The sequence below is a fragment of the Kribbella sp. NPDC004875 genome, assembly GCF_042873375.1.
GTDB lineage: Bacteria > Actinomycetota > Actinomycetes > Propionibacteriales > Kribbellaceae > Kribbella.
Genome location: NZ_JBIALI010000001.1, coordinates 1,883,210 through 1,905,216, shown reverse-complemented (window position 1 = coordinate 1,905,216; position 22,007 = coordinate 1,883,210). Strand labels below are relative to the sequence as shown.

Annotated in this window: 24 protein-coding genes; 9 read left to right on the top strand and 15 right to left on the bottom strand. The window is 69.8% G+C overall.

Annotated elements, in window-relative coordinates; genetic code table 11:
* Positions 1-20: 20 nt before the first annotated feature.
* Genes ACFYRH_RS09265 through ACFYRH_RS09255 form a run of 3 tightly spaced genes read left to right on the top strand, consistent with a single transcriptional unit; the run spans position 21 to position 3,029 of the window.
* Entirely contained in the window at positions 21-1,271 is a 1,251-nt protein-coding gene (locus tag ACFYRH_RS09265) for an ABC transporter substrate-binding protein (RefSeq protein ID WP_387770600.1), read from the top strand.
* Positions 1,268-2,215, top strand: a complete 948-nt coding sequence (locus ACFYRH_RS09260) for a carbohydrate ABC transporter permease (protein WP_387770597.1) — start codon at positions 1,268-1,270, stop codon at positions 2,213-2,215. Before ACFYRH_RS09265 ends, ACFYRH_RS09260 begins: the two co-directional genes overlap by 4 nt.
* On the top strand, positions 2,205-3,029 hold the full coding sequence (locus tag ACFYRH_RS09255) for a carbohydrate ABC transporter permease (protein ID WP_387770594.1): 825 nt from the start codon (positions 2,205-2,207) through the stop codon (positions 3,027-3,029). Before ACFYRH_RS09260 ends, ACFYRH_RS09255 begins: the two co-directional genes overlap by 11 nt.
* Here ACFYRH_RS09255 and ACFYRH_RS09250 read toward each other — a convergent pair.
* Entirely contained in the window at positions 3,019-3,552 is a 534-nt protein-coding gene (locus tag ACFYRH_RS09250) for an SUKH-4 family immunity protein (RefSeq protein ID WP_387770591.1), read from the bottom strand. The two genes, ACFYRH_RS09255 and ACFYRH_RS09250, sit on opposite strands and share 11 nt — an antisense overlap.
* A 101-nt stretch (positions 3,553-3,653) precedes the next feature.
* On the opposite strand from ACFYRH_RS09250, the gene ACFYRH_RS09245 reads away from it, so the two are divergent.
* Positions 3,654-4,178 (top strand): dihydrofolate reductase family protein, encoded by a 525-nt coding sequence (locus ACFYRH_RS09245; protein ID WP_387770588.1) that lies wholly within the window; start codon positions 3,654-3,656, stop codon positions 4,176-4,178.
* A 29-nt stretch (positions 4,179-4,207) separates the two neighbouring features.
* On the opposite strand, the gene ACFYRH_RS09240 is transcribed toward ACFYRH_RS09245, so the two are convergent.
* From ACFYRH_RS09240 to ACFYRH_RS09200, 9 genes are all read right to left on the bottom strand, one after another.
* Positions 4,208-5,044, bottom strand: a complete 837-nt coding sequence (locus ACFYRH_RS09240; RefSeq protein WP_387770586.1) for a hypothetical protein — start codon at positions 5,042-5,044, stop codon at positions 4,208-4,210.
* Positions 5,041-5,205 carry a hypothetical protein gene (locus ACFYRH_RS09235; protein ID WP_387770583.1) on the bottom strand — a complete coding sequence of 55 codons (165 nt, stop codon included), beginning with the start codon at positions 5,203-5,205 and terminating at the stop codon, positions 5,041-5,043. The genes ACFYRH_RS09240 and ACFYRH_RS09235 overlap by 4 nt, the downstream gene beginning before the upstream one ends.
* Positions 5,206-5,284: 79 nt before the next feature.
* A complete protein-coding gene (gene hemB, locus ACFYRH_RS09230; RefSeq protein ID WP_387770580.1) occupies positions 5,285-6,268 on the bottom strand; it encodes a porphobilinogen synthase in 984 nt (327 codons plus the stop codon).
* 5 nt (positions 6,269-6,273) lie between these two features.
* Positions 6,274-7,998 carry a uroporphyrinogen-III synthase gene (locus ACFYRH_RS09225; protein ID WP_387770577.1) on the bottom strand — a complete coding sequence of 575 codons (1,725 nt, stop codon included), beginning with the start codon at positions 7,996-7,998 and terminating at the stop codon, positions 6,274-6,276.
* Positions 7,995-8,879: a hydroxymethylbilane synthase gene (gene hemC / locus ACFYRH_RS09220; RefSeq protein WP_387770574.1), complete on the bottom strand. Its 885-nt coding sequence runs from the start codon at positions 8,877-8,879 to the stop codon at positions 7,995-7,997. Before hemC ends, ACFYRH_RS09225 begins: the two co-directional genes overlap by 4 nt.
* Positions 8,876-10,153, bottom strand: coding sequence for a glutamyl-tRNA reductase (locus ACFYRH_RS09215; RefSeq protein ID WP_387770571.1), 1,278 nt, complete (start codon positions 10,151-10,153; stop codon positions 8,876-8,878). The genes hemC and ACFYRH_RS09215 overlap by 4 nt, the downstream gene beginning before the upstream one ends.
* Entirely contained in the window at positions 10,150-10,905 is a 756-nt protein-coding gene (locus ACFYRH_RS09210) for a redox-sensing transcriptional repressor Rex (protein ID WP_387770568.1), read from the bottom strand. The genes ACFYRH_RS09215 and ACFYRH_RS09210 overlap by 4 nt, the downstream gene beginning before the upstream one ends.
* Positions 10,906-11,028: 123 nt before the next feature.
* Positions 11,029-11,250, bottom strand: a complete 222-nt coding sequence (locus ACFYRH_RS09205) for a glutaredoxin family protein (protein ID WP_387771759.1) — start codon at positions 11,248-11,250, stop codon at positions 11,029-11,031.
* A gap of 29 nt (positions 11,251-11,279) precedes the next feature.
* Positions 11,280-12,728: a class I adenylate-forming enzyme family protein gene (locus ACFYRH_RS09200; protein ID WP_387770565.1), complete on the bottom strand. Its 1,449-nt coding sequence runs from the start codon at positions 12,726-12,728 to the stop codon at positions 11,280-11,282.
* Between the two features lie 389 nt (positions 12,729-13,117).
* On the opposite strand from ACFYRH_RS09200, the gene ACFYRH_RS09195 reads away from it, so the two are divergent.
* Complete coding sequence (locus ACFYRH_RS09195) at positions 13,118-13,660, top strand: sigma-70 family RNA polymerase sigma factor (protein ID WP_130384882.1); 543 nt, start codon at positions 13,118-13,120, stop codon at positions 13,658-13,660.
* A 448-nt stretch (positions 13,661-14,108) separates the two neighbouring features.
* The gene (locus ACFYRH_RS09190) at positions 14,109-14,984 is read left to right on the top strand and encodes a DUF5667 domain-containing protein (RefSeq protein WP_387770561.1); all 876 of its coding nucleotides are present in this window, start codon (positions 14,109-14,111) and stop codon (positions 14,982-14,984) included.
* Between the two features lie 1,158 nt (positions 14,985-16,142).
* Here ACFYRH_RS09190 and ACFYRH_RS09185 read toward each other — a convergent pair.
* From ACFYRH_RS09185 to ACFYRH_RS09175, 3 genes are read right to left on the bottom strand one after another with little or no spacing between them, the layout of a single operon-like run.
* On the bottom strand, positions 16,143-17,237 hold the full coding sequence (locus ACFYRH_RS09185; RefSeq protein ID WP_387770558.1) for a lysophospholipid acyltransferase family protein: 1,095 nt from the start codon (positions 17,235-17,237) through the stop codon (positions 16,143-16,145).
* Entirely contained in the window at positions 17,230-18,222 is a 993-nt protein-coding gene (locus tag ACFYRH_RS09180) for an NAD-dependent epimerase/dehydratase family protein (RefSeq protein ID WP_387771756.1), read from the bottom strand. Before ACFYRH_RS09180 ends, ACFYRH_RS09185 begins: the two co-directional genes overlap by 8 nt.
* A gap of 55 nt (positions 18,223-18,277) precedes the next feature.
* Positions 18,278-18,379: a 30S ribosomal protein bS22 gene (locus tag ACFYRH_RS09175; protein WP_008356322.1), complete on the bottom strand. Its 102-nt coding sequence runs from the start codon at positions 18,377-18,379 to the stop codon at positions 18,278-18,280.
* A 110-nt stretch (positions 18,380-18,489) separates the two neighbouring features.
* Here ACFYRH_RS09175 and ACFYRH_RS09170 point away from each other — a divergent pair, with 110 nt between their 5' ends.
* Entirely contained in the window at positions 18,490-19,152 is a 663-nt protein-coding gene (locus ACFYRH_RS09170) for a class I SAM-dependent methyltransferase (RefSeq protein ID WP_387770555.1), read from the top strand.
* A 31-nt stretch (positions 19,153-19,183) separates the two neighbouring features.
* On the top strand, positions 19,184-19,666 hold the full coding sequence (locus ACFYRH_RS09165; RefSeq protein ID WP_387770552.1) for a GNAT family N-acetyltransferase: 483 nt from the start codon (positions 19,184-19,186) through the stop codon (positions 19,664-19,666).
* On the opposite strand, the gene ACFYRH_RS09160 is transcribed toward ACFYRH_RS09165, so the two are convergent.
* Complete coding sequence (locus ACFYRH_RS09160; RefSeq protein WP_387770549.1) at positions 19,667-19,840, bottom strand: hypothetical protein; 174 nt, start codon at positions 19,838-19,840, stop codon at positions 19,667-19,669.
* Between the two features lie 107 nt (positions 19,841-19,947).
* Here ACFYRH_RS09160 and ACFYRH_RS09155 point away from each other — a divergent pair, with 107 nt between their 5' ends.
* The gene (locus tag ACFYRH_RS09155; protein WP_387770546.1) at positions 19,948-20,163 is read left to right on the top strand and encodes a hypothetical protein; all 216 of its coding nucleotides are present in this window, start codon (positions 19,948-19,950) and stop codon (positions 20,161-20,163) included.
* A gap of 15 nt (positions 20,164-20,178) precedes the next feature.
* Here ACFYRH_RS09155 and ACFYRH_RS09150 read toward each other — a convergent pair whose 3' ends face one another.
* Positions 20,179-21,984 (bottom strand): BTAD domain-containing putative transcriptional regulator, encoded by a 1,806-nt coding sequence (locus tag ACFYRH_RS09150; protein WP_387770543.1) that lies wholly within the window; start codon positions 21,982-21,984, stop codon positions 20,179-20,181.
* Between the last annotated feature and the right edge of the window lie 23 nt (positions 21,985-22,007).

Below are 22,007 nucleotides of genomic sequence, written 5' to 3'. Positions count from 1 at the left end.
ACTGATGGAGGTCCCCTGAGATGAAGAGACTGACAGCGGCGTTGTCCGCCGCGGCACTGCTGGCTGCTGCCGGATGTGGCGGCGGCTCCGGCTCCGGAGCGGGCGCCGGCGCGCCGATCGACCTGCGGATGACGATCTGGAGCGCGAACGCCAAGCACCTGGCGTTGTTCGACCAGATCGCCGCCGGCTACAAGAAGGACCACCCGGAGATCGGCAAGATCACCTTCGAGTCCATCCCGTTCGACAGCTACACGACCACGCTGACCACCCAGATCGGTGGCGGCAACGTCCCGGACCTGGCCTGGATCTTCGAGACCAGCGCACCGGACTTCGTCAGCTCCGGCGCGCTGGAGCCGATCGACAAGGACCCGGACCTGGTGCCGGGTACGACGGCCAACTGGGAGCAGGACGGCAAGCTGTACGCCTACCCACTGTCCACCTCGCCGCTGGGTGTCTTCGTCAACACCGACCTGGTGAAGGCGGCGGGGCGGCCGGCGCCCGCGCAGCAGATCGCGTCCGGGACCTGGACCTGGGACGAGGCCGCGAAGACCGCTGCCGCCGTACAGGCCAAGACCGGTAAGGGTGGTCTGGTGGTCGGCGACTTCGACTACAAGGGCTGGGACACGCTGAATGCGATCTGGTCCGGGTGGGGTGCGCGGCCCTGGAGCGAGGACGGCAAGAGCTGTCAGTTCGACCAGCCGCAGATGGTGGACGCGATGACGTTCGTCCAGAAGATGATCTTCACCGACAAAGCCATGCCGGGACCGGGCGTCACGAAGGACTTCTTCGCCGGCGACTCGTCGATGGTGCTGACCCAGATCAGCCGGGCGGCGCTGCTCGAGAAGGCCAAGTTCCACTGGGATCTGGTGCCGCTACCGAAGGGTCCGGCCGGTGACTACTCGGTCGTCGGGCAGGCGGGGATCGGCGTGTTCAAGCGCGGCAAGCACGCGGACGCGGCGAAGCAGTTCCTGGCGTACTTCAGCAACGCGCAGAACTCGGCGAAGCTGGCGGAGTACTTCCCGCCGCCGCGCAAGTCCGAGCTGAACGCCGCCACCCTGGCGAAGGCCAACCCGCTGCTCAAGCCCGCTCAGCTCGACAGCGTCGTTGTCAAGGGCATCGAAAACGGCAAGATCAAGCCCAGCCACACCGGGTACGCCGAGCTGCAGCAGACGGTGCGCGCCGCGCTCGACCCGTTGTGGAAGCCGGGCGCGGACGTCAAGACCGTCCTGTCCGGGGTCTGCTCCAAGATCAACCCCCTGCTGGCGAAATGACCCTGACGCTGGAGAAGCCCGCACGGCCTGGGCGGTCAGGGACCCCGGCCGCGCGGGCGCCGTACTGGACGATGCGGCGGCGCGACACGTTGGCCGGCTGGCTGATGGTCGCGCCGCAACTGGCCGGCATCGTCACGTTCGTGCTGGTGCCGCTCGGGCTCGTGGTCTGGTACAGCGTGCACGAATGGAACGTGCTGGCCGGCACGTTCGAGTTCGCCGGCGCGGACAACTACCAGGCGCTGGCCGACGACCAGCGGCTCGGTCCGGTACTGCGGGCAACGGGTCTGTTCTCGGTCGGGCTGGTGGTGCTGAACCTCAGTCTCGCGCTGTTCCTCGCCGTACTGCTGAACCAGAAACTTCGCGGCACCGTGGTCTTCCGGACGTTGTTCTTCTCGCCGGTCGTGGTGACGCTGGTCGCCTGGACGATCGTGTGGGGCTTCCTGCTGCAGGACAACGGTGGTGTCAACGCGTTCCTGCACGTCTTCGGCATCGACGGCCCGAACTGGCTGCGCTCCAGCGGTACGGCGATGGTGTCGGTGATCGTCGTCCAGCTGTTCAAGAACGTCGGGCTGAACATGGTGCTGTTCCTCGCGGCGTTGCAGGGCGTACCGGCGGAGCTGTACGAGGCGGCCCGGATCGACGGGGCGTCGGCCTGGGCGCGGTTCCGGCGGGTGACCGTACCGTTGATCAGTCCAACGATCCTGCTGACGATGATCCTGACGATCGTCGGATCACTGCAGGTGTTCGCGCAGATCGCCGTACTGACACAGGGCGGCCCGGGCACGTCGACGACCGTGCTCGTCTACTACCTGTACCAGCAGGCGTTCCAGTTCCATCACTTCGGGTACGGCGCGACGCTGTCGCTGGTGCTGTTCCTGATCGTGCTGGTGCTGACGGTGATCCAATGGCGGATGCGGCGGAGGTGGGTGTTCCATGAAGCTTAAGCTGCTGATCTACGGCGTACTGCTGGTCTGCTGTGTGCCGTTCGTGTTCCCGATCTGGTGGATGGCGACGACGTCGCTCAAGCCGGTGTCGGAGATCTTCTCGTTCCCGCCGTCGTTGCTACCGGCGTCGCCGACGCTGGACGCGTACCGGCAGGTGTTCGCGCTGCAGCCGTTCGGGCAGCAGTACCTGAACAGCCTCTACATCGCTTTAGTAGTGACGATCGGCACGCTCGCGGTGTCGTCACTCGCCGGGTACGCGTTCGCGCGGGTCCGGTTCCGCGGTGCAGGGGTCGTTTTCCTGATCGTGCTGAGCGGACTGCTGGTCCCGAACGAGGTGACGATCATCCCGCTCTACAAGATGTTCGACTCCTTCGGCCTGGTGAACACGCACTGGCCGCTGATCCTGATCCCGATGCTCGGCGCCCCGAGCGTGCTGGCCACCTTCATCATGCGCCAGTTCTTCATCACGCTCCCGGCCGAACTCGAAGAAGCCGGCCGAGTCGACGGCCTCGGCCGCTTCGGGCTCTTCTGGCGCGTCTGCCTACCGTTGGCACGGCCAGCAATCGGCGCGGTCTCCATCTTCACCTTCCTGCACAGCTGGAACCTCTACCTGGAGCCGATCGTCTTCCTCTCCTCCAAACAGAAGTTCACCATCCCGCAAGCCCTCACCCAGTACGTCGACGCCTACGGCGGCCCCATGTGGAACACCCAACTCGCCGCCGCCACCCTCTCCGCCCTCCCCGTCCTCGTCATCTTCGTCCTGGCCCAACGCCAATTCGTCGAAGGCCTGGCCCAAACAGGCCTCAAAGGCTGAGCCGGCCGACAGCGAGCGGCCACCAGTTGTCCTCGGCGGCGTAGGCGTTCGGGTCCCGAACAGCGAGGTACGCGACCAGGAGGTCCTTGTAGTCGGCCTGCAGGTTCTCGTCGGCGTCGCGCCGGAAGGCCTGGTAGCGACCGATCCGATACAGGTAGTCGATGAACGAGCCGAGCGAAGAGTTCACGGTCTCGAGCCTTGCGCGGTCACCGTTCAGATCGGCCAGCAGGACGTGTCCCTCGCGGGGGTCGAGGAAGTACCGGAGTGCCGACTCGGGATGCGGGGCGCCGAGCGTGACGAGGGTGACGTCTTCGCCGTTGAGGTTCACCGGGACGCCGTCGAAGGCCCCCGGTTCGGCGAGCGGCTCCAGCACGAACACGCCGGCCAACCGGTCCGGCAGGCCGACGTCGAACAGTTCGTCGGCGACGATTCCGGCCGACGCGAACATCTCCCGGTCCTCGGCGTCGAGGCAGGTGATGCTGTCCGCCCCGAACAGGTCGCCAAGCTGCTGCTGGTTCGCCATCGGTCCCTTTCCGCTCCGCTCGAACGACCATCCTCTCCTCGCGGAAGGTCACCCTCCGGGGAGTCGCCGGACGACCGGGCGCGCGTGGGAAACTGTGGGATGTGAGCTTTCATGCGGCTGCTTTCATCGCCACCAGTCTGGACGGGTACATCGCGCGTCCGGACGGATCCATCGACTGGCTGACCACCCGCGCCGAGCAGGCCGGCAGCACGGGGTACGACGAGTTTCTCGCCTCGGTCGACACCGTCGTCCTGGGGCGGAACACGTACGAGCTGGCACGCACGTTCGACGAGTGGCCGTACGAGTCGAAGCAGGTGGAGGTCCTCAGCACCACCCTCGACCCGGATGCCGACGACCGGATCCTCGTGCACCGCACGCTGAACGCGCTGGTGGAAACCCTGAACGATCGCGGCGCGCACCGCATCTACGCCGACGGAGCCGCCACCATTCAGACCTTCCTGCGAGCCGGCCTGCTCAACGAGCTCACCATCACCACGGCCCCGGTCCTCCTCGGCGCCGGCATCCCCCTCTTCGGTGACCTCCCCGCCGACGTCCCCCTCACCCACAACGCCACCCGCACCCTGAAAGCCGGCTTCACCCAATCCGACTACACCATCAAGCGCTGACCACCCGACGTGCTCCCCGGCGCGGTGGGTCAGTAGTCGCGGAGGGTTGAGGCGCGGTCCTTACCGCCGAGGCGTTCGTGGAGACGGTTCTGGGCGCCTTGGTCCAAGGTCTCGGCGGGCTTGACCTGAGCCGGCTTCTCAGTGGGGTTGAGACCGGCTCGGACCGCCTGGTCGAGTTCGGACGCTGCTCGAGCGGCTGACTCGGACTCCCGGTGGCCGGCTTCATAGGTGGCGATGCCGGCCGTGATCCGGTCACTCATCTGATGAGCCGCGCGCCATGGCTCGTGGCCGGCGTCCTGGATCAGTTGCGCCGACTCCGCCCGGTCCGTGACCCGGTAGCTGGCGTTGCCCAGCTTCGTCAGACCTTCGCGGCTCTGCTCGATCTGATGGCCGATGTCTTCGGCCGACTCGGTGGCGGCGGTGAGGCTCTCCTCGAAGAGCTCGATCCGCTGCCGCAAGTCGCTGAGCGTCGGCACACCCTCCGGCCACGCCTGCTGCTCCCGCGACGTGACGCTCGGTTCCGGAGTCGCGGTCTCGAGGGCTTCGAGCGATTCCTTGGCCGCCGTGATCGCCTCGATGCCTTCGCGCAGGCGGTCGCCGGCCTCCCCGGTCAGGTCCCGCGCCTTCCGCATCTGGCGGTCGATGTCCTGGCCGTAGGACTGGGCGTGCGACATGTACTGGCTCGGGGTGTCGCTCATCTCCACGAGGCGTGCCTGCGTGACCATGGCCGGGATGTCGTTCTGCGCGACGGCGAGGGCGTCGAGCGCCGCACCCATCCTGTCGTCGGCCAGCTGCATCTTGACCCGGGCGTCCTGCGTCGCGTTCGAGATCAGGTCGGTGTGCCAGCGGAGGTCTTGCTCGTTCATCGCGCTGCACCGCCCTCGGTGCGCTGCGCGGCGGTCAGGGCGTCGTCGGCGGCCAGCGCGTCGCGCAGGGCGGCCTGAGCCGCCTGGAGCTCGTTGCGTACGGCCCCCAACTGCGCCATCAGCTCCGCCGGTTGCACGGCGGTCTCCTCGCTCGACGCCACCTCAGGACTCCTTCTCAAACGATTGACCCGAACCACAGTAGACCTCTGACGGCCGAGCGGGGAGCTGAGTTCCTGAGGGTCAGCGCTGGGTGAGGAGGTGGACTGCCTCGGCGGCCCAGTAGGTGAGGATCGTGTCGGCCCCGGCCCGGCGGATCGCGGTGAGTGTCTCGAGGATCGCGCGGTCACGCTCGATCCAGCCGTTCGCCGCGGCGGCCTCGACCATCGCGTACTCACCGGAGATGTTGTACGCCGCGACGGGCACGTTCACGTGGTCGCGAACCTGCCGGATGATGTCGAGATACGCCAGCGCCGGCTTCACCATCACGATGTCCGCGCCCTCGGCGATGTCCAGGTCGACCTCGCGGATCGCGTCGCGGGAGTTCGCGTTGTCCTGCTGGTACGTCTTCCGGTCGCCGGTCAGCGACGAGTCGACCGCCTCGCGGAACGGGCCGAAGAACGCCGACGCGTACTTCACGGCGTACGCCAGGATCACCGTGTCGAGGAAGCCCGCCGCGTCCAGCGCCGACCGAACGACCCCGACCTGGCCGTCCATCATCCCGGACGGACCGACGACGTGCGCACCGGCGGTCGCCTGCGCGACGCCCATCTCGGCGTAGATCTTCAGGGTCGCGTCGTTGTCGACCCGGCCCTCCGAGTCCAGGACGCCGCAGTGCCCGTGCGAGGTGAACTCGTCCAGGCAGAGGTCCGACATCACGAGCAGCGAGTCGCCGACCTCCGCGACCGCGTCCCGGATCGCGACGTTCAGGATCCCGTCGGGATCGAGCGCGCCGGAGCCGACCTCGTCCTTCTCGGCGGGGACGCCGAAGAGCATGACGCCGCCGAGCCCGAGCTGCGCCGCCTCGGCGATCGCCTTCCGGGCGGTGTCGCGGGTGTGCTGTACGACGCCCGGCATCGACCTGATCGCGATCGGTTCGCGCGCGCCTTCCCGGACGAACATCGGCAGGATCAGCTGCCGCGGTTCGAGCGTGGTCTCCGCGACCAGCCTGCGTACCGCCGCCGACGACCGAAGCCGCCGCGGCCTGACCTCCGGGAATCCGGGCACAGAAATCAGCTCTTTCGACGCGAGCCCGAGCGGCGCTCGGACGGACGGGTGACCGGCTCCCCGGCCTCGACCATGGTGTCACGCCGGTCCGCACCGAACCGGGCGAGGGCGTCGGCCAGCTCCTCGACGGACGGCGTCTCGGCCATCGCGTCGACCCGCAGGCCGTGCTCCTCGGCGGTCTTCAGCGTGGCCGGCCCGATCACCGCGATCACGGTCGACGCGTGCGGCTTGCCGGCGATGCCGACCAGGTTCCGCACCGTCGAGGACGAGGTGAACACGACCGCGTCGAACTTGCCCGACTTGATCGCCTCGCGGGTCGGTGCGGGCGGCGGAGCGGCCCGCACGGTCCGGTACGCCGTGACGTCGTCGACCTCCCACCCGAGATCGGTGAGTCCGGCGACCAACGTCTCGGTGGCGATGTCGGCGCGCGGCAGGAACACCCGGTTGATCGGGTCCAGCAGCTCGTCGTACGGCGGCCAGTCCTCGACCAGCCCGGCCGCCGACTGCTCGCCGGACGGCACCAGGTCCGGACGGATGCCCCAGGCACCGATCGCCTCGGCGGTCTTGTCGCCGACCGCCGCGATCTTCAGCCCGGAGAACGCCCGCGCGTCCAGCCCGTACTCGTCGAACTTCTCCCGGACCGCCTTCACCGCGTTGACCGAGGTGAACGCGACCCACTCGTAGCGACCCTCGACCAGACCACGGATCGCCTTGTCCATCTGCTGCGGGTTGCGCGGCGGCTCGACCGAGATCGTGGGCACTTCCTCCGGCATCGCGCCGTAGCGCCGCAACCGGTCCATCAACGGCCCGGCCTGGTCCTTGGTGCGCGGCACCAGGATCCGCCAGCCGAACAGCGGCTTGGTCTCGAACCAGGACAGCGCCTCGCGCTGTTCGACGACCGCACCGACCACGATCACGGCCTCGCCGGTCACCTTGGACGCGCGCAGGTCCGCGACGATCGTCTCCAGTGTGCCGACCACGCTCGTCTGCGCGGTGGTCGTACCGCCGACGGTCACCGCGACCGGCGTACCGGCGTCGAAACCGCCCTCGACCAGGGCCGCCGCGGTCTCCTTCAGGGTCTCGACAGCGTTCAGCAGCACCAGCGTCTGCTTCGGCTGCAGGCGGGTCAGGTCGAGCTTGTTCTCGGCCAGGTCGACGACGGTGACCTCGCGGTCACCCTTGATCGTCAGCGGGATCCCGGCGTACGTCGGGACCGCGCTCACCTCGCTGACACCCGGGACGACGTTGAACCCGATGCCCGCCTTCTTGCACGCGGCCGCCTCCTCGGCGCCGCTGGAGAAGGTGAACGGGTCGCCGGTCAGCAGCCGCACGACGTTCGCCGCGGACTTGGCGGTCTTCACCACCAGCCGCGCGCGGGCGGCGACCCGCAGCGCCCGGCTGCCCTCGGCGCCGGAGCCGTCCACGACCTCGACGTCCGGCTTGCAGTAGGTCAGGAACGCGTCGTGTTCGGGGCCCTCGACAACGACCGCGTCGGCGCCCGCGAGCACGTCGCGGCCGGCCAGCGTCAGCAGCGCCGGGTCACCAGGACCGACGCCGACGAACGTGACATGCCCGAGCGGTTTGGTCTGCTTGACGGTACTGGTGGCGGCCTTCTGCGGTGCCGCGGTAGCGGCTGTCTTCGCGCTCACGTCTGCCTTCGCCCTCGTCGTTTTACTGCTCGTCTTGTGGGCCGTCTTCTTGGCCGTCGTCGTGCTCTGTGCCGGTGTCATGTTCGCTCCAGCAACTCGTTCGCCAGCGCCTTGCCGAGAGACACCGGATCCTCCACGGGCCCGTTCGCCGACAGCCGCCGGACGCCGTCCTCCTGGCCGAGCGCGCCGCGCAGCCACAGCTCCGGGCCGTCCTCGCCCTCGACCACCTCGGCGAGGGCACCGACCGGAGCCGTGCACCCCGCCTCGAGCGTGGCCAGCAACTGCCGCTCGGCCGTCACCGCCGCGCGAGTGGCCGGATCCTCCAGCGGAGCCAGCGCGGCCAGTACGTCGGTGTCGTCCGCGCGGCACTCGACGGCCAGCGCGGCCTGTCCCGGCGACGGCAGCATCTGGATCGGGTCCAGCGTCTCGGTCACCTCGTCGAGGCGTCCCAACCGGGCCAGTCCCGCCCGGGCCAGCACCACCGCGTCGACCTTGCCGTCGGTGACCAGGCCGATCCGGGTGTCGATGTTGCCCCGGATCCCGGTGCACTCGATGCCCAGGCCGAGCGCGTCGATCTGCGCCGACCGGCGCGGCGCACCGGTCCCGATCACGGCACCGCGCGGCAGCTCGCCGAGCGTCAGCCCGTCGCGCGCGACGAGGACGTCGCGCGGGTCTTCACGGACCGGGATCGCGCCGATCACGAGACCGGCGACCGGCGCGGTCGGGAGGTCCTTGAGCGAGTGCACCGCGATTTCGATCTCGCCGGCCAGCAGCGCGTCGCGGAGCGCGCTGACGTAGACGCCCGTGCCGCCGATCTGCTCGACCGGAGACACCTTGTCCACGTCGCCGGTGGTGGAGATCGGGACCAGCTCCACCTCGTGACCGAGGTTCCGGAGCGCGTCCGCGACCAGAGTGGACTGTGCGATCGCCAGCTTCGAGCGGCGGGTTCCGAGCCGGATCATGCCTGCTCACTCCCCTTCGGCGTGGTGACCGCGTCCACGGTCGCCTGGTCGAGAGCGAACAGCTGCCGCAGCGCGTCGGCGTACGTCGGTCCGCCGGGATCACCGCCGAGCTCCTTCACCCGCACGGTCGGGTTGTGCAGCACCTTGTCGACGACGCGGCGAATGGTCCGCTCGACCTCGTGGCGCTCGTGGTCGCCGAGATCCGGCAGCCGGCGCTCCAGCCGGGCCAGCTCGGTGTTCACCAGCTCGCTGGCCATCGCCCGCAGCGCGACCACGGTCGGCGCGACCGACGCGGCTCGGCGAGTGGCCTCGAACGCGCCGGTCTCTTCACCGACGATCCGCCGTACGTCGTCGATGTCGGTCTCGCTGCCGCCGGCCGTCCCGGCCAGATCCGCGAGCGTCACCAGCGTGACGCCGGCGATCCGCGCGGCTTCGGGGGCGACGTCGCGGGGCAGTGCGACATCCAGGACGCCGATCGGGCGTCCGTCGGCCGCGTCGCGGATCATCTCCTCGGTGATCACCACACCGCGGGCGCCGGTGCACGACACCAGCAGATCCGCCTCGTGCAGCGCGGCGGGCACGTCCGCGAGCTTGATCGCCGTACCGCCGATCCGCTCCGCCAGCGCGGCCGCGCGGTCGTAGTTGCGGTTGGCAACGGTCACGCTGCGAGCGCCGCCGTTCGCCAGGGTCTGTGCGGCCAGCGACGCCATCGAGCCGGCGCCGACGATCAGCGCGCGGCGGCCGTCGTACCCGCCGAGGGCGTCGAGCCCGGCCGAGACGACCGAGCGTCCGGCCGCGTCGATCCCGGTCTCGGCGTGCGCCCGCTTGCCGACCCGCAAGGCGTGCTGGAACAGGGCGTTCAGGTCGGTGCCGATGGTCTCCAGGTCCTGGCCGACGCGCAGCGTCTCCTTCACCTGGCCGAGGATCTGGCTCTCGCCGACGACCATCGAGTCCAGCCCGACAGCGACCTGGAACAGGTGCGCGACGGCACCTTCCTCGAAGTGCACGTACAGGTGCTCGGCCAGGTCCAGCAGCGGTACGCCGGTGACGTCGGACAGGATCGCGGTGACCTCGTCCATACCCGCGTGGAACCGGTCGACGGTCGCGTACACCTCGGTCCGGTTGCAGGTGGCCAGTACTGCGGACTCCGCGACGGCCGCCGAGTTCCGCACGGCCAGGGCCAGCTTGGTCGCCGCGTCCGCGTCGAGCGCGACCCGCTCGAGCACGTCGATGGCAGCCGAACGATGACTGATGCCGACGACCAGGTAGCTCACAGCCCGACACCTCCCCCGACACTCGGGAGATCCGTCAGACCGTTCATCGCTGGTAGCTCGGGCACCTGGGGGAGCGCCGCCTCTCCGGACTTTCGTTGTTCGTGGTACGCCAGGATCTGCAACTCGATCGAGAGGTCCACCTTGCGGATGTCCACGCCGTCGGGCACGGACAGCACGACGGGCGCGAAGTTCAGGATGCTGGTCACGCCGGCCGCGACCAGCCGGTCGCAGACCTGCTGCGCCGGCCCGGCCGGGGTGGTGATCACGCCGATCGAGACCCGGTCGGCCTCGACGATGTCCTCGAGCTCGGCGAAGTCCCGGACCTCCATGTCGCCGATCCGCTCGCCGATCAGGTTCGGGTCGGCGTCCAGCAGGGCGACGATCCGGAAGCCGCGGGTGCCGAACCCGGAGTAGTTCGCCAGCGCGTGACCCAGGTTTCCGATCCCGACGATGACCACGGCCCAGTCCTGGGTGACGCCGATCTCACGCGCGATCTGGTAGCGCAGGTACTCGACGTCGTACCCGACGCCGCGGGTGCCGTACGACCCCAGGTAGGACAGGTCCTTGCGGAGCTTGGCGGAGTTCACGCCGGCCGCGGTCGCCAGGTCCTCGCTCGACGCGGTCGCGATGCCGCTGTCCGACAGCGCGGTCAGGGCCCGCAGATAGACCGGCAAGCGCGCGACAGTCGCCTCGGGGATGCCGCGTTCGGTTCTCGTCGGCGGGCCGGGGCGACGGCTGCTGGCACGCGTCACAATTCTCCTGGGAGCGGTTGGTTCACCGCGGTCTGACGGCCGGCGGCTCTCTTACTCTAGGAGCTTGTGAACGTGAGAACAAAATCGGCGGGAGTGACCTAGGAGACAGGCCTCCCTCACCCACTACCTCATCAGTGCTTTTCGGAGGCGGGCGGGGTCCACTCGCCAGAAGTCGTGCTGCTTCCCGTCCACGAACGTGACCGGGATCTGCTCGCCGTACTGCGTGAACAACCGGTCGTCCTGCGTGATGTCGACCTCGGTCCAATCCGCCCCCACCTCGGCGCAGACCGCCTCGATCACCGCGCGGGCGTCGTCGCACAGATGACACCCCGGCTTGCCGTACATCGTGACTCTGCTCACCGGGCTCACCGGGCTCACCGGTCCCCCTCCCGCAGCCGCCCCTTCGCGACCTTCCCGGTCACCGAGTGCGGCAGGTACTCCACCACGTCGATCTCCACCGGACACTTGAACCGCGCCAGGCGGGTCGCGGCGTACTCCTGGACCGTTGCGACGTCGACCGATGCGTCCGGCAACGGTACGACGAACGCCTTGACCGCCTCGCCGGTCTCCTCGGACGGTACGCCGATCACGGCCGCCTCCCGTACGCCGGGAGCTCCGACCAGCACGTCTTCGACCTCACTGGGGAACACGTTGAACCCGGACACGATGATCAGCTCCCGCAACCGGTCGACCAGGAACAGGTCGCCGTCCGCGTCCAGGAACCCGACGTCGCCGGTCCGGTACCAGCCCTCGGCGTCGGGGCCGTCCACACCGTCCGGCCAGTAGCCGGAGAACAGGTTGCCGCCGCGGATCAGGATCTCGCCGGGGTCGTCGCCCTCGACGTCCTCACCCTGCTCGTCGGCGATCCGGATCTCGACGTTCGGCAACGGGCGGCCGACCGAGCCGGGCTTCGGCTCGGCCTCGCCGAGGGTGGTGGTGACCCCCGGGGACGCCTCGGTCAGGCCGTAACCCTGGTGAACATGCAGTCCGGTCGCCCGCTCGAAGCGGTCCGCGAGCGCGCGATCCAGCGTGGACGCGCCGGTCAGGACCACCTTCACCGTCTTCAGGGCGGCCCGCAGGTCCGGGCGGGTGAGCAACGCGTGCAGTGCCGGCGGAGCGAGCGGGAGCCGCGTCACGCCGTACCTGCCGATCAGACCGAGGGTCTGCTCGGGGTCGAAGCGCTGCTCGACGATCAGGGCCGCGCCGGTCGCGACAGCCCAGCCGAGGACCGCGTTCAGGCCGAACGCGTGGAACATCGGGAGCACCCCCAGAACCACGTCCTCGGGGCCCATCCGGTCCTCGCCGAGCTCGCCGAGGTTGCGGACGTTCGCCGCGAGTGCCCGATGGGTGAGCATCGCGGCCCGCGGATCCCCACTCGTTCCGGAGGTGTACAGGAGCACCGCGAGGGTCTCGGGATCGATCAGCGGAAGTAACGGTGTGTCACCTTCGAGCTCGCCCGGCGCCACCGTCCGGATGCCGTCGACACGGTCCGCGAGACCCGGTCCGGCGACCGCGAGACGGGCTCCGGAATGCTCCACGACGGCCGCCACCTCGGGTTTCGTGAGCCCGGTGTTCAGCGGCACGGCAACCAATCCGGCGCGGAGTATGCCCAGGTAGGACGTGACGAACTCGATGCTGTTGGCAACCAGCAGCAGGACCCGGTACCCGGGCACCAGGCCGGCCGCGGCGAACCCCTGCGCGGCCCGGTCGACGGCCTGGTCGAGCTCACCCCAGGTCAGCCGCCGGTCCCCGTCGATCAGCGCGGGACGGGCGGGGTGACGTTGCGCTGTGTCACGAAGGATGTCCGCGAAATTCACGTTCACCAGGCGAGTCTGTCACGCCCCGGATTCGCTCCGGGAGAAACCGGCGCGCTCAGAACGGTTGCAGCAGAGCGTGACGGCCGATATACAGGTGAACTCGTGGGCGCGCTTCTGTTGAACCTCACACTGCAGAAACCCGTCCGCGCGGGGACCTCATGCGCGATGCACCACCCCCGACAGCAGGCTGCTCCGAACTTCGGAAGCAGTCCGCTGGCGCATTCGTGACCATTCGACCGAACGGAAGGCGGCACGCCTCAGGCTGTTGACAGCATGCGTTCGACCAGTAACGCTCTGTGCTGTCCCAGCCACTGTGGCCATTCGCGGATGTGTCAAACGACGTGTCAGTTGAACGGGGAGAAATCTTGACCACGCCGGAGCCAAGCCCGGACGGGATGAGACGTGCGGAGCTCGTCGATCGCGCCCAGGCCGGGGACGTCGGTGCCTTCGGTGAGCTGTACGACGAGTACTCGCTCACCGTCTATCGCTACATCTACGCCCGAGTGTCCTCGTCGGCACTCGCCGAGGACCTGACCAGCGAGACGTTCGTCCGGGCACTCCGGGCACTCGACTCGTTCCGCTGGCAGGGCCGGGACTTCGGAGCCTGGCTGGTGACGATCGCCCGGAACCTGATCACCGACCACTACAAGTCCGGCCGGGTCCGGCTCGAGGTGGTCACCGACGAGATCGAGACCCACGACCGGCAGACCGAGGGCCCGGAGATCGACGTCCTGGCCGCGGCCACGGCGGAGGTCCTGCGGGATGCGGTGGCCGGCCTGCCGGACGAGCAACGCGACTGTCTGACGATGCGGTTCTTCGCCGGCCTGTCGATCGCCGAGACGGCCAAGGCGCTGGAGAAGTCCGAAGGCGCCGTCAAGCAACTCCAACTGAGAGCCGTACGGCACTTGGCGAAGGTTATCCCCAAGGACTTGAGATGAGGCGGATGACAACGAACGTCTTTCGTAACCCGTCAGGGAGTTACCTCGTTTGCCTGGTGAGGACCTGTCGGTGACCCCGACTGGCCATTGAGGAGAACGAGAACTCATGAGTGACCTACACAGGGCTCGAGCGCGCGCGGAGGCATTCGCGCACGCCGTCGATCACGGGCCCCGTCACTCCACGCGACTTGGCGATGACCCCGAGTTACTGGAAGCTGTGGAACTGGTCGGACGGCTGAGGACCGCCGGCGCAGTGGCACCGCGACCGGAGTTCAGTGCCGAGCTGCGGCACCGCCTGATGGAGCAGGCGGCGGCGCGTTCGGCGACCACTGCGACTCCGCTGATGGTGCGCAGCGCACCAGACGACTCGGACGACCCGCCGGGTAGCGAGGACGTTGGCGCGTCCGTGACAGCTATTCGCCGTCGCCAGGGCCGGAGGATCCGGCTCGTGGCCTCAACTGCCGCGTTGGTCCTGCTCGGAGGTGGCATCGGTTCCGCTGCCGCTGCTCAGCAGGCGATGCCCGGTGACACCTTGTACGGAATGAAGCGCAGCATCGAGAACGTCTCGACCAACGTGAGCGTCGGTGACGACTCTCGCGGCCGGCGCGATCTCGAGCACGCCATGACCCGACTGTCCGAAGTCCAGGAGCTGGCCGGCAACGGCGGCTCGGTGGGCACGATCAACGCGACGCTGGACGACTTCTCGGCGCAGGCCCGCAAGGGTGTGTCCCGATTGGTCGCGTCGTACCAGCAGGACGGCGACGAGACGTCGATCACCGCGATCACGGCCTTCATCACCAGCGCCCGCCAGGCTCTTGTGGGGCTCGCGCCGAAACTGCCGCCGGAATCACTGAAGTCCGGAGTGGAGGCGCTGGCGACGATCGAGCAGCTGGCGCAGCACACCTCGGCAGCCTGCCCGAAGTGCGCCGCGCCGAAGCCGGCCGCGTCCACTCCGAGCACCGGCACCCAGCCGAACCGTACGACCCCCGGCACCGGCACGGAGCCGAGCGATCCGGTCAAGGCGTCGACCAGCCAGAAGGCCTCGACGACGATCCCGACGCCCGGCGCCTCGACCACCGCGGTCGAGCCGAGCACGTCGCCGACCAAGTTGCCGAACACCACGATCGTCCAGGAGTCGAACACTCCCCCGCCGACGATCCTGAAGACACCACCCCGGCCGTCGTCGTCAAACTCGCCGATTGCGACGCCCACCGTGCTGCCTTCGCTGACCCCGACCACACCGTCGTGGCCGTGGCCGTTCCCGACCACCCCACTGATCAACCTGCCTGGCATCATCGAAACGCTGCTCCCACCCTGGAAGTAGCACCAGGCAACCAAGGGCCCGCCGTACGAGCGCTTCGGCACCCAGACCGCAGAGCCCCACACAACAGCCCCCGGCACCCGCACCAGGTGCCGGGGGCTGTTGCGTCCCCTCCCCCCGCTCCCCTTCCGCCCCATTCGCCTTCCGCCGCGTTCACCTTCCCGCGCCCGCGCCCTTCCACCCCGCTCACCCTCCGCCCCGCGCACCTTCCCGCACCCGCGCCCTTCCACCCCGCTCACCCTCCGCCCCGCGCACCTTCCCGCACCCGCGCCCTTCCACCCCGCTCACCTTCCACCCCGCTCACCTTCCCGCACCCGCGCCCTTCCGCACCCGCGCCCTTCCACCCCGCTCACCTTCCCGCACCCGCGCCCTTCCGCCCCGCTCACCTTCCGCCCCGCTCACCTTCCCGCACCCGCGCCCTTCCACCCCGCTCACCTTCCCGCACCCGCGCCCTTCCACCCCGCTCACCCTCCGCCCCGCTCACCTTCCCGCACCCGCGCCCTTCCACCCCGCTCCCCTTCCCGCACCCGCGCCCTTCTGCGCCCGTCCCCTCCCAACGCCTTCCCCCGGCACCCCGGCTTGGGTGCGCACGCTCCAGCCCGCCCCGCGCGGCTCCCGCGTCCGGCCTGAGAAGTTGGAGGGGTTATCCCCTGGCATTGGGGGTTCTGCGCTGGTGTGGCAGCAGAGAACCCCCAACACGAGGGGATAACCCCTCGTGTTGCGCGCAGGACCACACGGCACGCGCCACCCCGCACCACACCCGCACCACACCCGCACCACACCCGCACCGCCCCGCACCGCCCCGCACCCGCACCGCCCGCACCACACCCGCACCACCCCGCCCCGCGCCCGCGCCACCCCGCCGCGCCACTCCCGCGCCACCCCGCGCCGCGCCCGTGGGTCGGTGCTCGTCTACGCGGCGGCCAACTCGGGGCGCCGCGGCCAGCTCGGGGCGCCGCCGCCAACTCGGGGCGCCGCCGCCAACTCGGGGCGCCGCCGTCAGCTCGGGGCGCCGCCGGCTCGGGGTGCTGTCGGTCGTTGGGGTGCCGCCGGGCCGTTCGGGTTGGCGCGTTGACGGGTTATCCGCTCGTGGTGGGGTTCTGCGCTGGTGTACGGGCGGAGAACCCCCACGAGGAGCGGATAACCCCTGGTGTGGGGTGCTCAGAAGAAGACGCTGCGGCGTTGCATCAGCAGGGTGTACAAGGTCTGCTGGATGGTTTCGCGGACTTGGTCGGTGACGTTGAAGACCAGCATCGGGTCGTCAGCGGCGCCGTCCGGGAACTCGTCGGTGCGGATCGGTTCGCCGAACTCGATCAGCCACTTGGACGGCAGCGGGATCAGGCCGAGCGGGCCGAGCAGCGGGAAGAACGGCGTGATCGGGATGTACGGGACGCCGAGCAGCCGGGCCAGCGACGCGATGTTGCCGACCAGCGGGTAGATCTCCTCGGCGCCGACGATCGAACACGGGACGATCGGTACGCCGGTCCGCATCGCCGCGCTGACGAACCCGCCACGCCCGAACCGCTGCAGCTTGTACCGCTCCGCGAACGGCTTCCCGATTCCCTTGAACCCCTCCGGCCAGACGCCGACCAGATCGCCCCGGCCGAGCAACCGCTCGGCGTCGTCGTTGTTGGCGAGCGTCGCCCCGCCCTTGCGGGACAGCTCACCGACGAACGGCGTCTGGAACACCAGGTCGGCCGCGAGCGTGCGCAGCGGCCGGTGCGCGTGGTCGGCGACGATCAGCTGGGTGACGAGACCGTCGAGCGGCATCGTGCCCGAGTGGTTGGCGACGATCAGCGCGCCGCCGTCGCCCGGGATGTTCTCCACGCCGCGCACCTCGACCCGGAACCATTTCTCCGCCAGCGGCCGCAGCATCGGCAGCAGCACCTGGTCGGTCAGGTCGGCGTCGTACCCGAACTCGTCGATCGCGTAGTCCCCGGTCACCCGCCGGCGCAGGAACGCCAGCCACTGCGCGACCCGCCGCTCGCCGTCCTCCCCGAACAGCTCCCGCACGATCCGCTCGAGCCCGGCGAAGTCCAGCTTCGGCAGCTCCGTCGGCGGAACGCCGGCCTCGGGCACCGCGGTCACCGGGTCGGCCGTCGCCTCCACCGGGGTCTCGGTCTGCCGGCGCTTCTTCTTCGAACGCGCCGCATCGCCGGCGAGCGCTCGCGCCGCAGCGGAAGGCGTCGTACGGCGGCCGCTACCGCGGCCCGGGCGACCGCCGGAGCCGATCGGGATCACGTCCGCGTCAGCCACGGAACGCCCCCAGACCAGCGGACAGCAGCCCGGACAGCCGGGTCACCGCGCCGGTCCCGAGCGAGGCGCGGAAGTCGTCGAACGCCTCAGCCGTCGTGTACTTCGGCTCGAACCCGAACTCGGTCCGCATCCGCGTGGTGTCGACGCCGCGGCCGAAGGTCAGGAAGGTGATCTGGTCCGGCGAGAAGTCCGCCAGCCGGGCGCGCCGGACGGCGGCCGCGGTGCTGGAGGCGGTGAACGAGGGCAGCCGCAGCGTCGGCCGGCCGAGCCGGCGGATCGCCTGGGACAGCGTGAGCACGCCGTCACCGGCCAGGTTGAAGGTCCCGGCGAGGTCGTTCACGGTCGCGTGCCGGATCGCCTCGACTCCGTCGTCCTCGTGCAGGAACTGCAGGCGCGCGTCGAACCCGAAGACGGTCGGTACGACGGGAAGCCCGAAGTACCGCGTCATCGGGGAGTCGGTCTTGGGGCCGATCCAGTTCGCCATCCGGAGCGTGCTGACGCAGACGTCGGGACGGCGGCGCGCGAAACCGCGCACGTACCCCTCGACCTCGACCGCGTCCTTGCTCAGCCCGTGCTGATGGGTCGCCCGCGGCGCCATCTCCTCGGTGAACATCGCCGGATCGCGCGGACCGGCGCCGTACACCGTGGTCGACGACTTCACCACCAGCTTGGCCACGCCGGGCGCCTTCTGGCAGGCGGCGAGCAGCTGCATGGTGCCGATGACGTTGATCTCCTTCATCGACGACCGGCCACCGGCGCTGCCGGGAGTCGCCACCACGCCGGTGTGCACGACCGTGTCCACGTCCTCCGCGGCGATCACCTTGGCGATCACCGGGTTGCGGATGTCCGCACGGACGAATCGGACCCGGCCGAGCTCCGCGCGCGGCGGAACCACGTCGACACCGATCACGGTTCCGATCGACGGGTCCTCGGCCAAGGCCCGGGCACAGCGAGCACCGGCGTCCCGCGAGACGCCGGTCACCATCACTACCTGTGCCACGAGAAACCCCCCAGCCGGACCGGGCGCGGCGAAAAACTGCTTACTTGCCGAGCTTGCGGCGCTGGACCCGCGTCTTCTTCAGCAGCTTGCGGTGCTTCTTCTTCGCCATACGCTTACGGCGCTTCTTGATTACGGAACCCACGTCTGACCATCCAAACTCAAAGAGAACGTCGGCAAAGCTTACCCGTAGGTCGCTTCCCCGACCTAAAGCAGGCTCCACAGATAGACTAGGAGCCGACCTGGGGAGGCGCCATGAGGGCTCGGTACGACGGTCTGGCGGAGTGGTACGACGAGCGGTTCGTCGCCGATGCACCGCCCCATCAGCCTGGTCTTCTGGAACTGCTCGGTCCGGGCTCCGGCCCCTGTCTGGACATCGGCTGCGGTACCGGGCGGAACTTCGAAACCATCCGCGCCAGCGGCCGCTCCGTGGTCGGACTGGACTTCTCGATCGACCAGCTCCGCCGCGCCCGGACGCGCACCACCGGTCCGCTGCTGCACGGTGACGCGGCAGCGCTTCCGTTTGCCGACGCATCTTTCGACACCGCCGTCTCCCTGTGGATCTCCACGGACGTGGACGACTTCGGCTCGGTCCTCCGCGAGGCGGCACGGGTGCTCCGTCCCGGCGGAGTGTTCGTCACGTACGGCGTCCATCCCTGCTTCAACGGACCGCACGTCGTCTACGAGGAGGACGGGCGCCGGACCGTGCATCCGACCTACCGGCAGACGGGGTGGCACACCGAGATGCCGTGGTGGGGCGAGGACGGGATCCGCCGGCGTATCGGGATGTCCCACATGACCCTGGCCGGCTTCCTGAACGCCGTCGTCACGTCCGGCCTGGCGGTGGAGCATTTCGAGGAGCCCACCGGACCGGACATCCCGCACGCCCTGGCCCTGCGCGCCCGCCGGATCGCCTGAAACTGTCGGTGGCGGCTGCTCTACTGGCTGCATGGTGACGCTGGATCCTTGGAGAGAGCAGGACTTCTGGCTGCTCGAGCGGTGCAACACGCCGGAGATGACGGCGTACCTCGGCGGTCCGGAGACCCCTGAGAAGCTGCGGGACCGGCACCGGAGGTACGTCGAGAACCCGTTCACCGGGCAGATGTTCGTGGTCGTCACCGAGGAGGGTGAGCGGGCCGGGTCGATCGGTTACTGGGAGCACGAGGAGAGCGACGAGACCGTCTGGGAGACGGGCTGGGCGATTCTGCCGGAGTTCCAGGGGCGCGGGCTCGCGTCCGGTGCCGTGCAGGCGGTTGCGAAGGTCGCGGGGGCGGCCGGATCGCATCGGACGCTGCACGCCTACCCGGGCGTGGCCAATGCGGCGTCCAATGCGTTGTGCCGGAGGGCCGGGTTCAGCTTGCTCGGCGAGCGCGATTTCGAGTATCCCAAGGGGCACTGGATGCGCTGCAACGACTGGAGTCTGGAGCTCTAGCTAGGCGGCCTTGCGGACGGCGACCGGGGTGACCGGCCTGGAGAGGACGGCGAGGTGTGGGGTCGCGGTCTGCCTGCTGGTGCTCGCGTAGGCCGCGGGAGTGAAGGCGACGGCGGCCAGGCCCAGGGTCGCGATGGTGCCTACGGCAACGGCCTTGACGATTCGGACAGGCATCGGGAGCCTCCTTCGGGGGTTGATGGTTCCATCCTGGTCGCGCGGACTGCGACGGGCCTGGAAGGAACCTGGGAGCCGGCTGCGAACGTGGCAGGTACCGTGAAGACGTGGCCACTCTGGTGTTTCTCGGCGGACTCGCGGTGGTGCTCGCGGGGCTGACCTGGTTCGCGACGTGGGCGAAGCGGCGTGGGCGCGGATCTGGGGTGGCCGGGGCGCTCGCGGCGTACGAAGAGGCGTACCGGACGACCGCACACCAGTCGCATCACGAGCTGCGGCAACAGGCCGACCGCAAATCCGAAACAGGCTCACCCGACGACCACTAAGCCCCCGGGAGAGCGTTAGTTCAGGTAGTTGGCGATCGGGCCCAGGGTGAGGAGACCGCTGCCGGCCGCGTGTTCGTCTTTCGCCGGCGCCAGCGCTGCCTGCGCCTTCTGCAAGAGCTCACCGTCACCCGATCGGCGGGCTGCGTGTGCGGTCAGCGCCCAGTGCGCCTCCAGCAGCAGCCCGGGCGGCGGATCCGGCGCGCCGGCCACCCACGGGGCATGCGGGCCGTAGTCAGCGTCGGGGATCGGCTGGTCGTGCCGTACGGCGTGCGCGGCCAGCGCCAGCGGGAGGAGACCGGCGCTCAGCCCAGGCATCCCCGCACCGTCGAGTGTGGCAGCCGCGACGCGGTAGCCATCCGGTGTGTCCTCACGCAGAGCGGCGTACCAGCGGGTGAAGACCGCGACGAGTGGTAGTTCATGCCGGGCCGCAAGGGCGTCGGCGGCCGCGGCGTGCTCGTCAGCGGTCGCGTGATCGGCGCGCGCACACGCCGACTGCAGCCGGATCAGATGCCCCAGAACCTCGTAAGTAAACAGGTTGTGGCGCTGCGAGACAGTGACAAGCTCCGCGCCGACAGCGTCGCGTTCGGGCGCGAGACCGGCGCGGTGACAGGTCTGCAGGAACACGCCGTTCAGCGCGAACGCCAGCAGCGCCGGATCGTCGAGACCACGGGCGAGCCGCTCGGCCCCGAGCGCCGCCTCGCGGGCGCGCGGTGCGCGAGACCCGCGCGACTCGAGCGCGATCGTCGCGAGCAGACGGGCGCGGATACTCGGGTGATCCTGCGTCGGCAGCACCCGCTCCGCCGCCGCCACGATCGCAGCCGCTTGCGTCTCGTCGTCGGACCGCGTCCAGATCGCCGGTACGTCGTACGCGCCGATGACTCGCGCCGTGAGGTCGGGGTCACCCAGCTCTTCCGCCGCCCGCACCGCGGCGAGCCGGTGCCGACGGGCCTCCTCGAGCCCACCGCCACCGGTGACCGCGAGGCTGCGGAGGAGGCCGACCGTGGACTCGATCCGTGCCCGGGTGCCGCCGACGGCCCGGTCGTACGCCGCGGCTGTCTCGGACCACACCGAGTCGAACCCCGAGTCGAACCCCGTGCCCAACGAGGTGAGATGCGTGGCCTGGTTGAGGATGTCGCTCTCCAGGCGGCTGAGCCCGGGACCGGGGTCGACGCCGAGCTGACCCACCAGGGTCTCCCGCGCACGACGCAGTACGGCGAGCGCATCGCCCTGCCGATCGCTCCGGTACAGCGCCAGCGCGAGCAACCGCCACGCGTCCTCACGCCAGGGGTGCTCGGTCACGTGCGCGTCGAGGTCCGGCACGGCCTCCGCCGCGAGCCCGGCCGCGAGCCGCGCCTCCGCGACCTGCTCCACCGCCCGCAACCGCAGCTCGGTGAGCCGCGAACGCTCGGCCAGCGCCCATCCTTCGTCGGCGAACTCCGCGTACGCCGGCCCGCGCCACAACGCCAACCCACGCAGCAACTCCGGCAACGACGACGACGCCACCGTCTGCTCGAACCGCCACGCGTCGACCTCCTCCGTCCGGAGCGCGTAGCCGGGACCCGCCGTGATCAGCAACTGCGCCGGTGCCCGCGGCGCCCGATCCGGCTCGATCGCTCTCCGCAGCGCGGCCACAAAGGTCCGCAACGCGCTCAGCGCGCCGTCCGGCGGATCCGCCCACAGGTCGTCCACCAGCACCCTGGCCGGTACGACGCGGCCGCGCGCCACGATCAACCGGGCCAGGACCGCGCGGTGTCGCGGGCCCTTCAGGTCGACCGGCTGACCGTCCCAGGCCATCACCGGCCCGAGCACACCGAACTCCACCTGGTCACCGTAGCGTGCTCATC

Excerpts from the sequence above, each read along its gene's own strand:
- ACFYRH_RS09165 (WP_387770552.1), top strand. The coding sequence starts at position 19,184 with ATGGTGACGCTGGATCCTTGGAGAGAGCAGGACTTCTGGCTGCTCGAG.
- ACFYRH_RS09260 (WP_387770597.1), top strand. The coding sequence starts at position 1,268 with ATGACCCTGACGCTGGAGAAGCCCGCACGGCCTGGGCGGTCAGGGACC.
- ACFYRH_RS09255 (WP_387770594.1), top strand. The coding sequence starts at position 2,205 with ATGAAGCTTAAGCTGCTGATCTACGGCGTACTGCTGGTCTGCTGTGTG.
- ACFYRH_RS09170 (WP_387770555.1), top strand. The coding sequence starts at position 18,490 with ATGAGGGCTCGGTACGACGGTCTGGCGGAGTGGTACGACGAGCGGTTC.
- ACFYRH_RS09180 (WP_387771756.1), bottom strand. The coding sequence starts at position 18,222 with ATGGTGACCGGCGTCTCGCGGGACGCCGGTGCTCGCTGTGCCCGGGCC.
- ACFYRH_RS09205 (WP_387771759.1), bottom strand. The coding sequence starts at position 11,250 with ATGTACGGCAAGCCGGGGTGTCATCTGTGCGACGACGCCCGCGCGGTG.
- hemC (WP_387770574.1), bottom strand. The coding sequence starts at position 8,879 with ATGATCCGGCTCGGAACCCGCCGCTCGAAGCTGGCGATCGCACAGTCC.
- ACFYRH_RS09240 (WP_387770586.1), bottom strand. The coding sequence starts at position 5,044 with ATGAACGAGCAAGACCTCCGCTGGCACACCGACCTGATCTCGAACGCG.
- ACFYRH_RS09225 (WP_387770577.1), bottom strand. The coding sequence starts at position 7,998 with ATGACACCGGCACAGAGCACGACGACGGCCAAGAAGACGGCCCACAAG.
- ACFYRH_RS09265 (WP_387770600.1), top strand. The coding sequence starts at position 21 with ATGAAGAGACTGACAGCGGCGTTGTCCGCCGCGGCACTGCTGGCTGCT.
- ACFYRH_RS09160 (WP_387770549.1), bottom strand. The coding sequence starts at position 19,840 with ATGCCTGTCCGAATCGTCAAGGCCGTTGCCGTAGGCACCATCGCGACC.
- ACFYRH_RS09195 (WP_130384882.1), top strand. The coding sequence starts at position 13,118 with ATGAGACGTGCGGAGCTCGTCGATCGCGCCCAGGCCGGGGACGTCGGT.
- ACFYRH_RS09250 (WP_387770591.1), bottom strand. The coding sequence starts at position 3,552 with ATGGCGAACCAGCAGCAGCTTGGCGACCTGTTCGGGGCGGACAGCATC.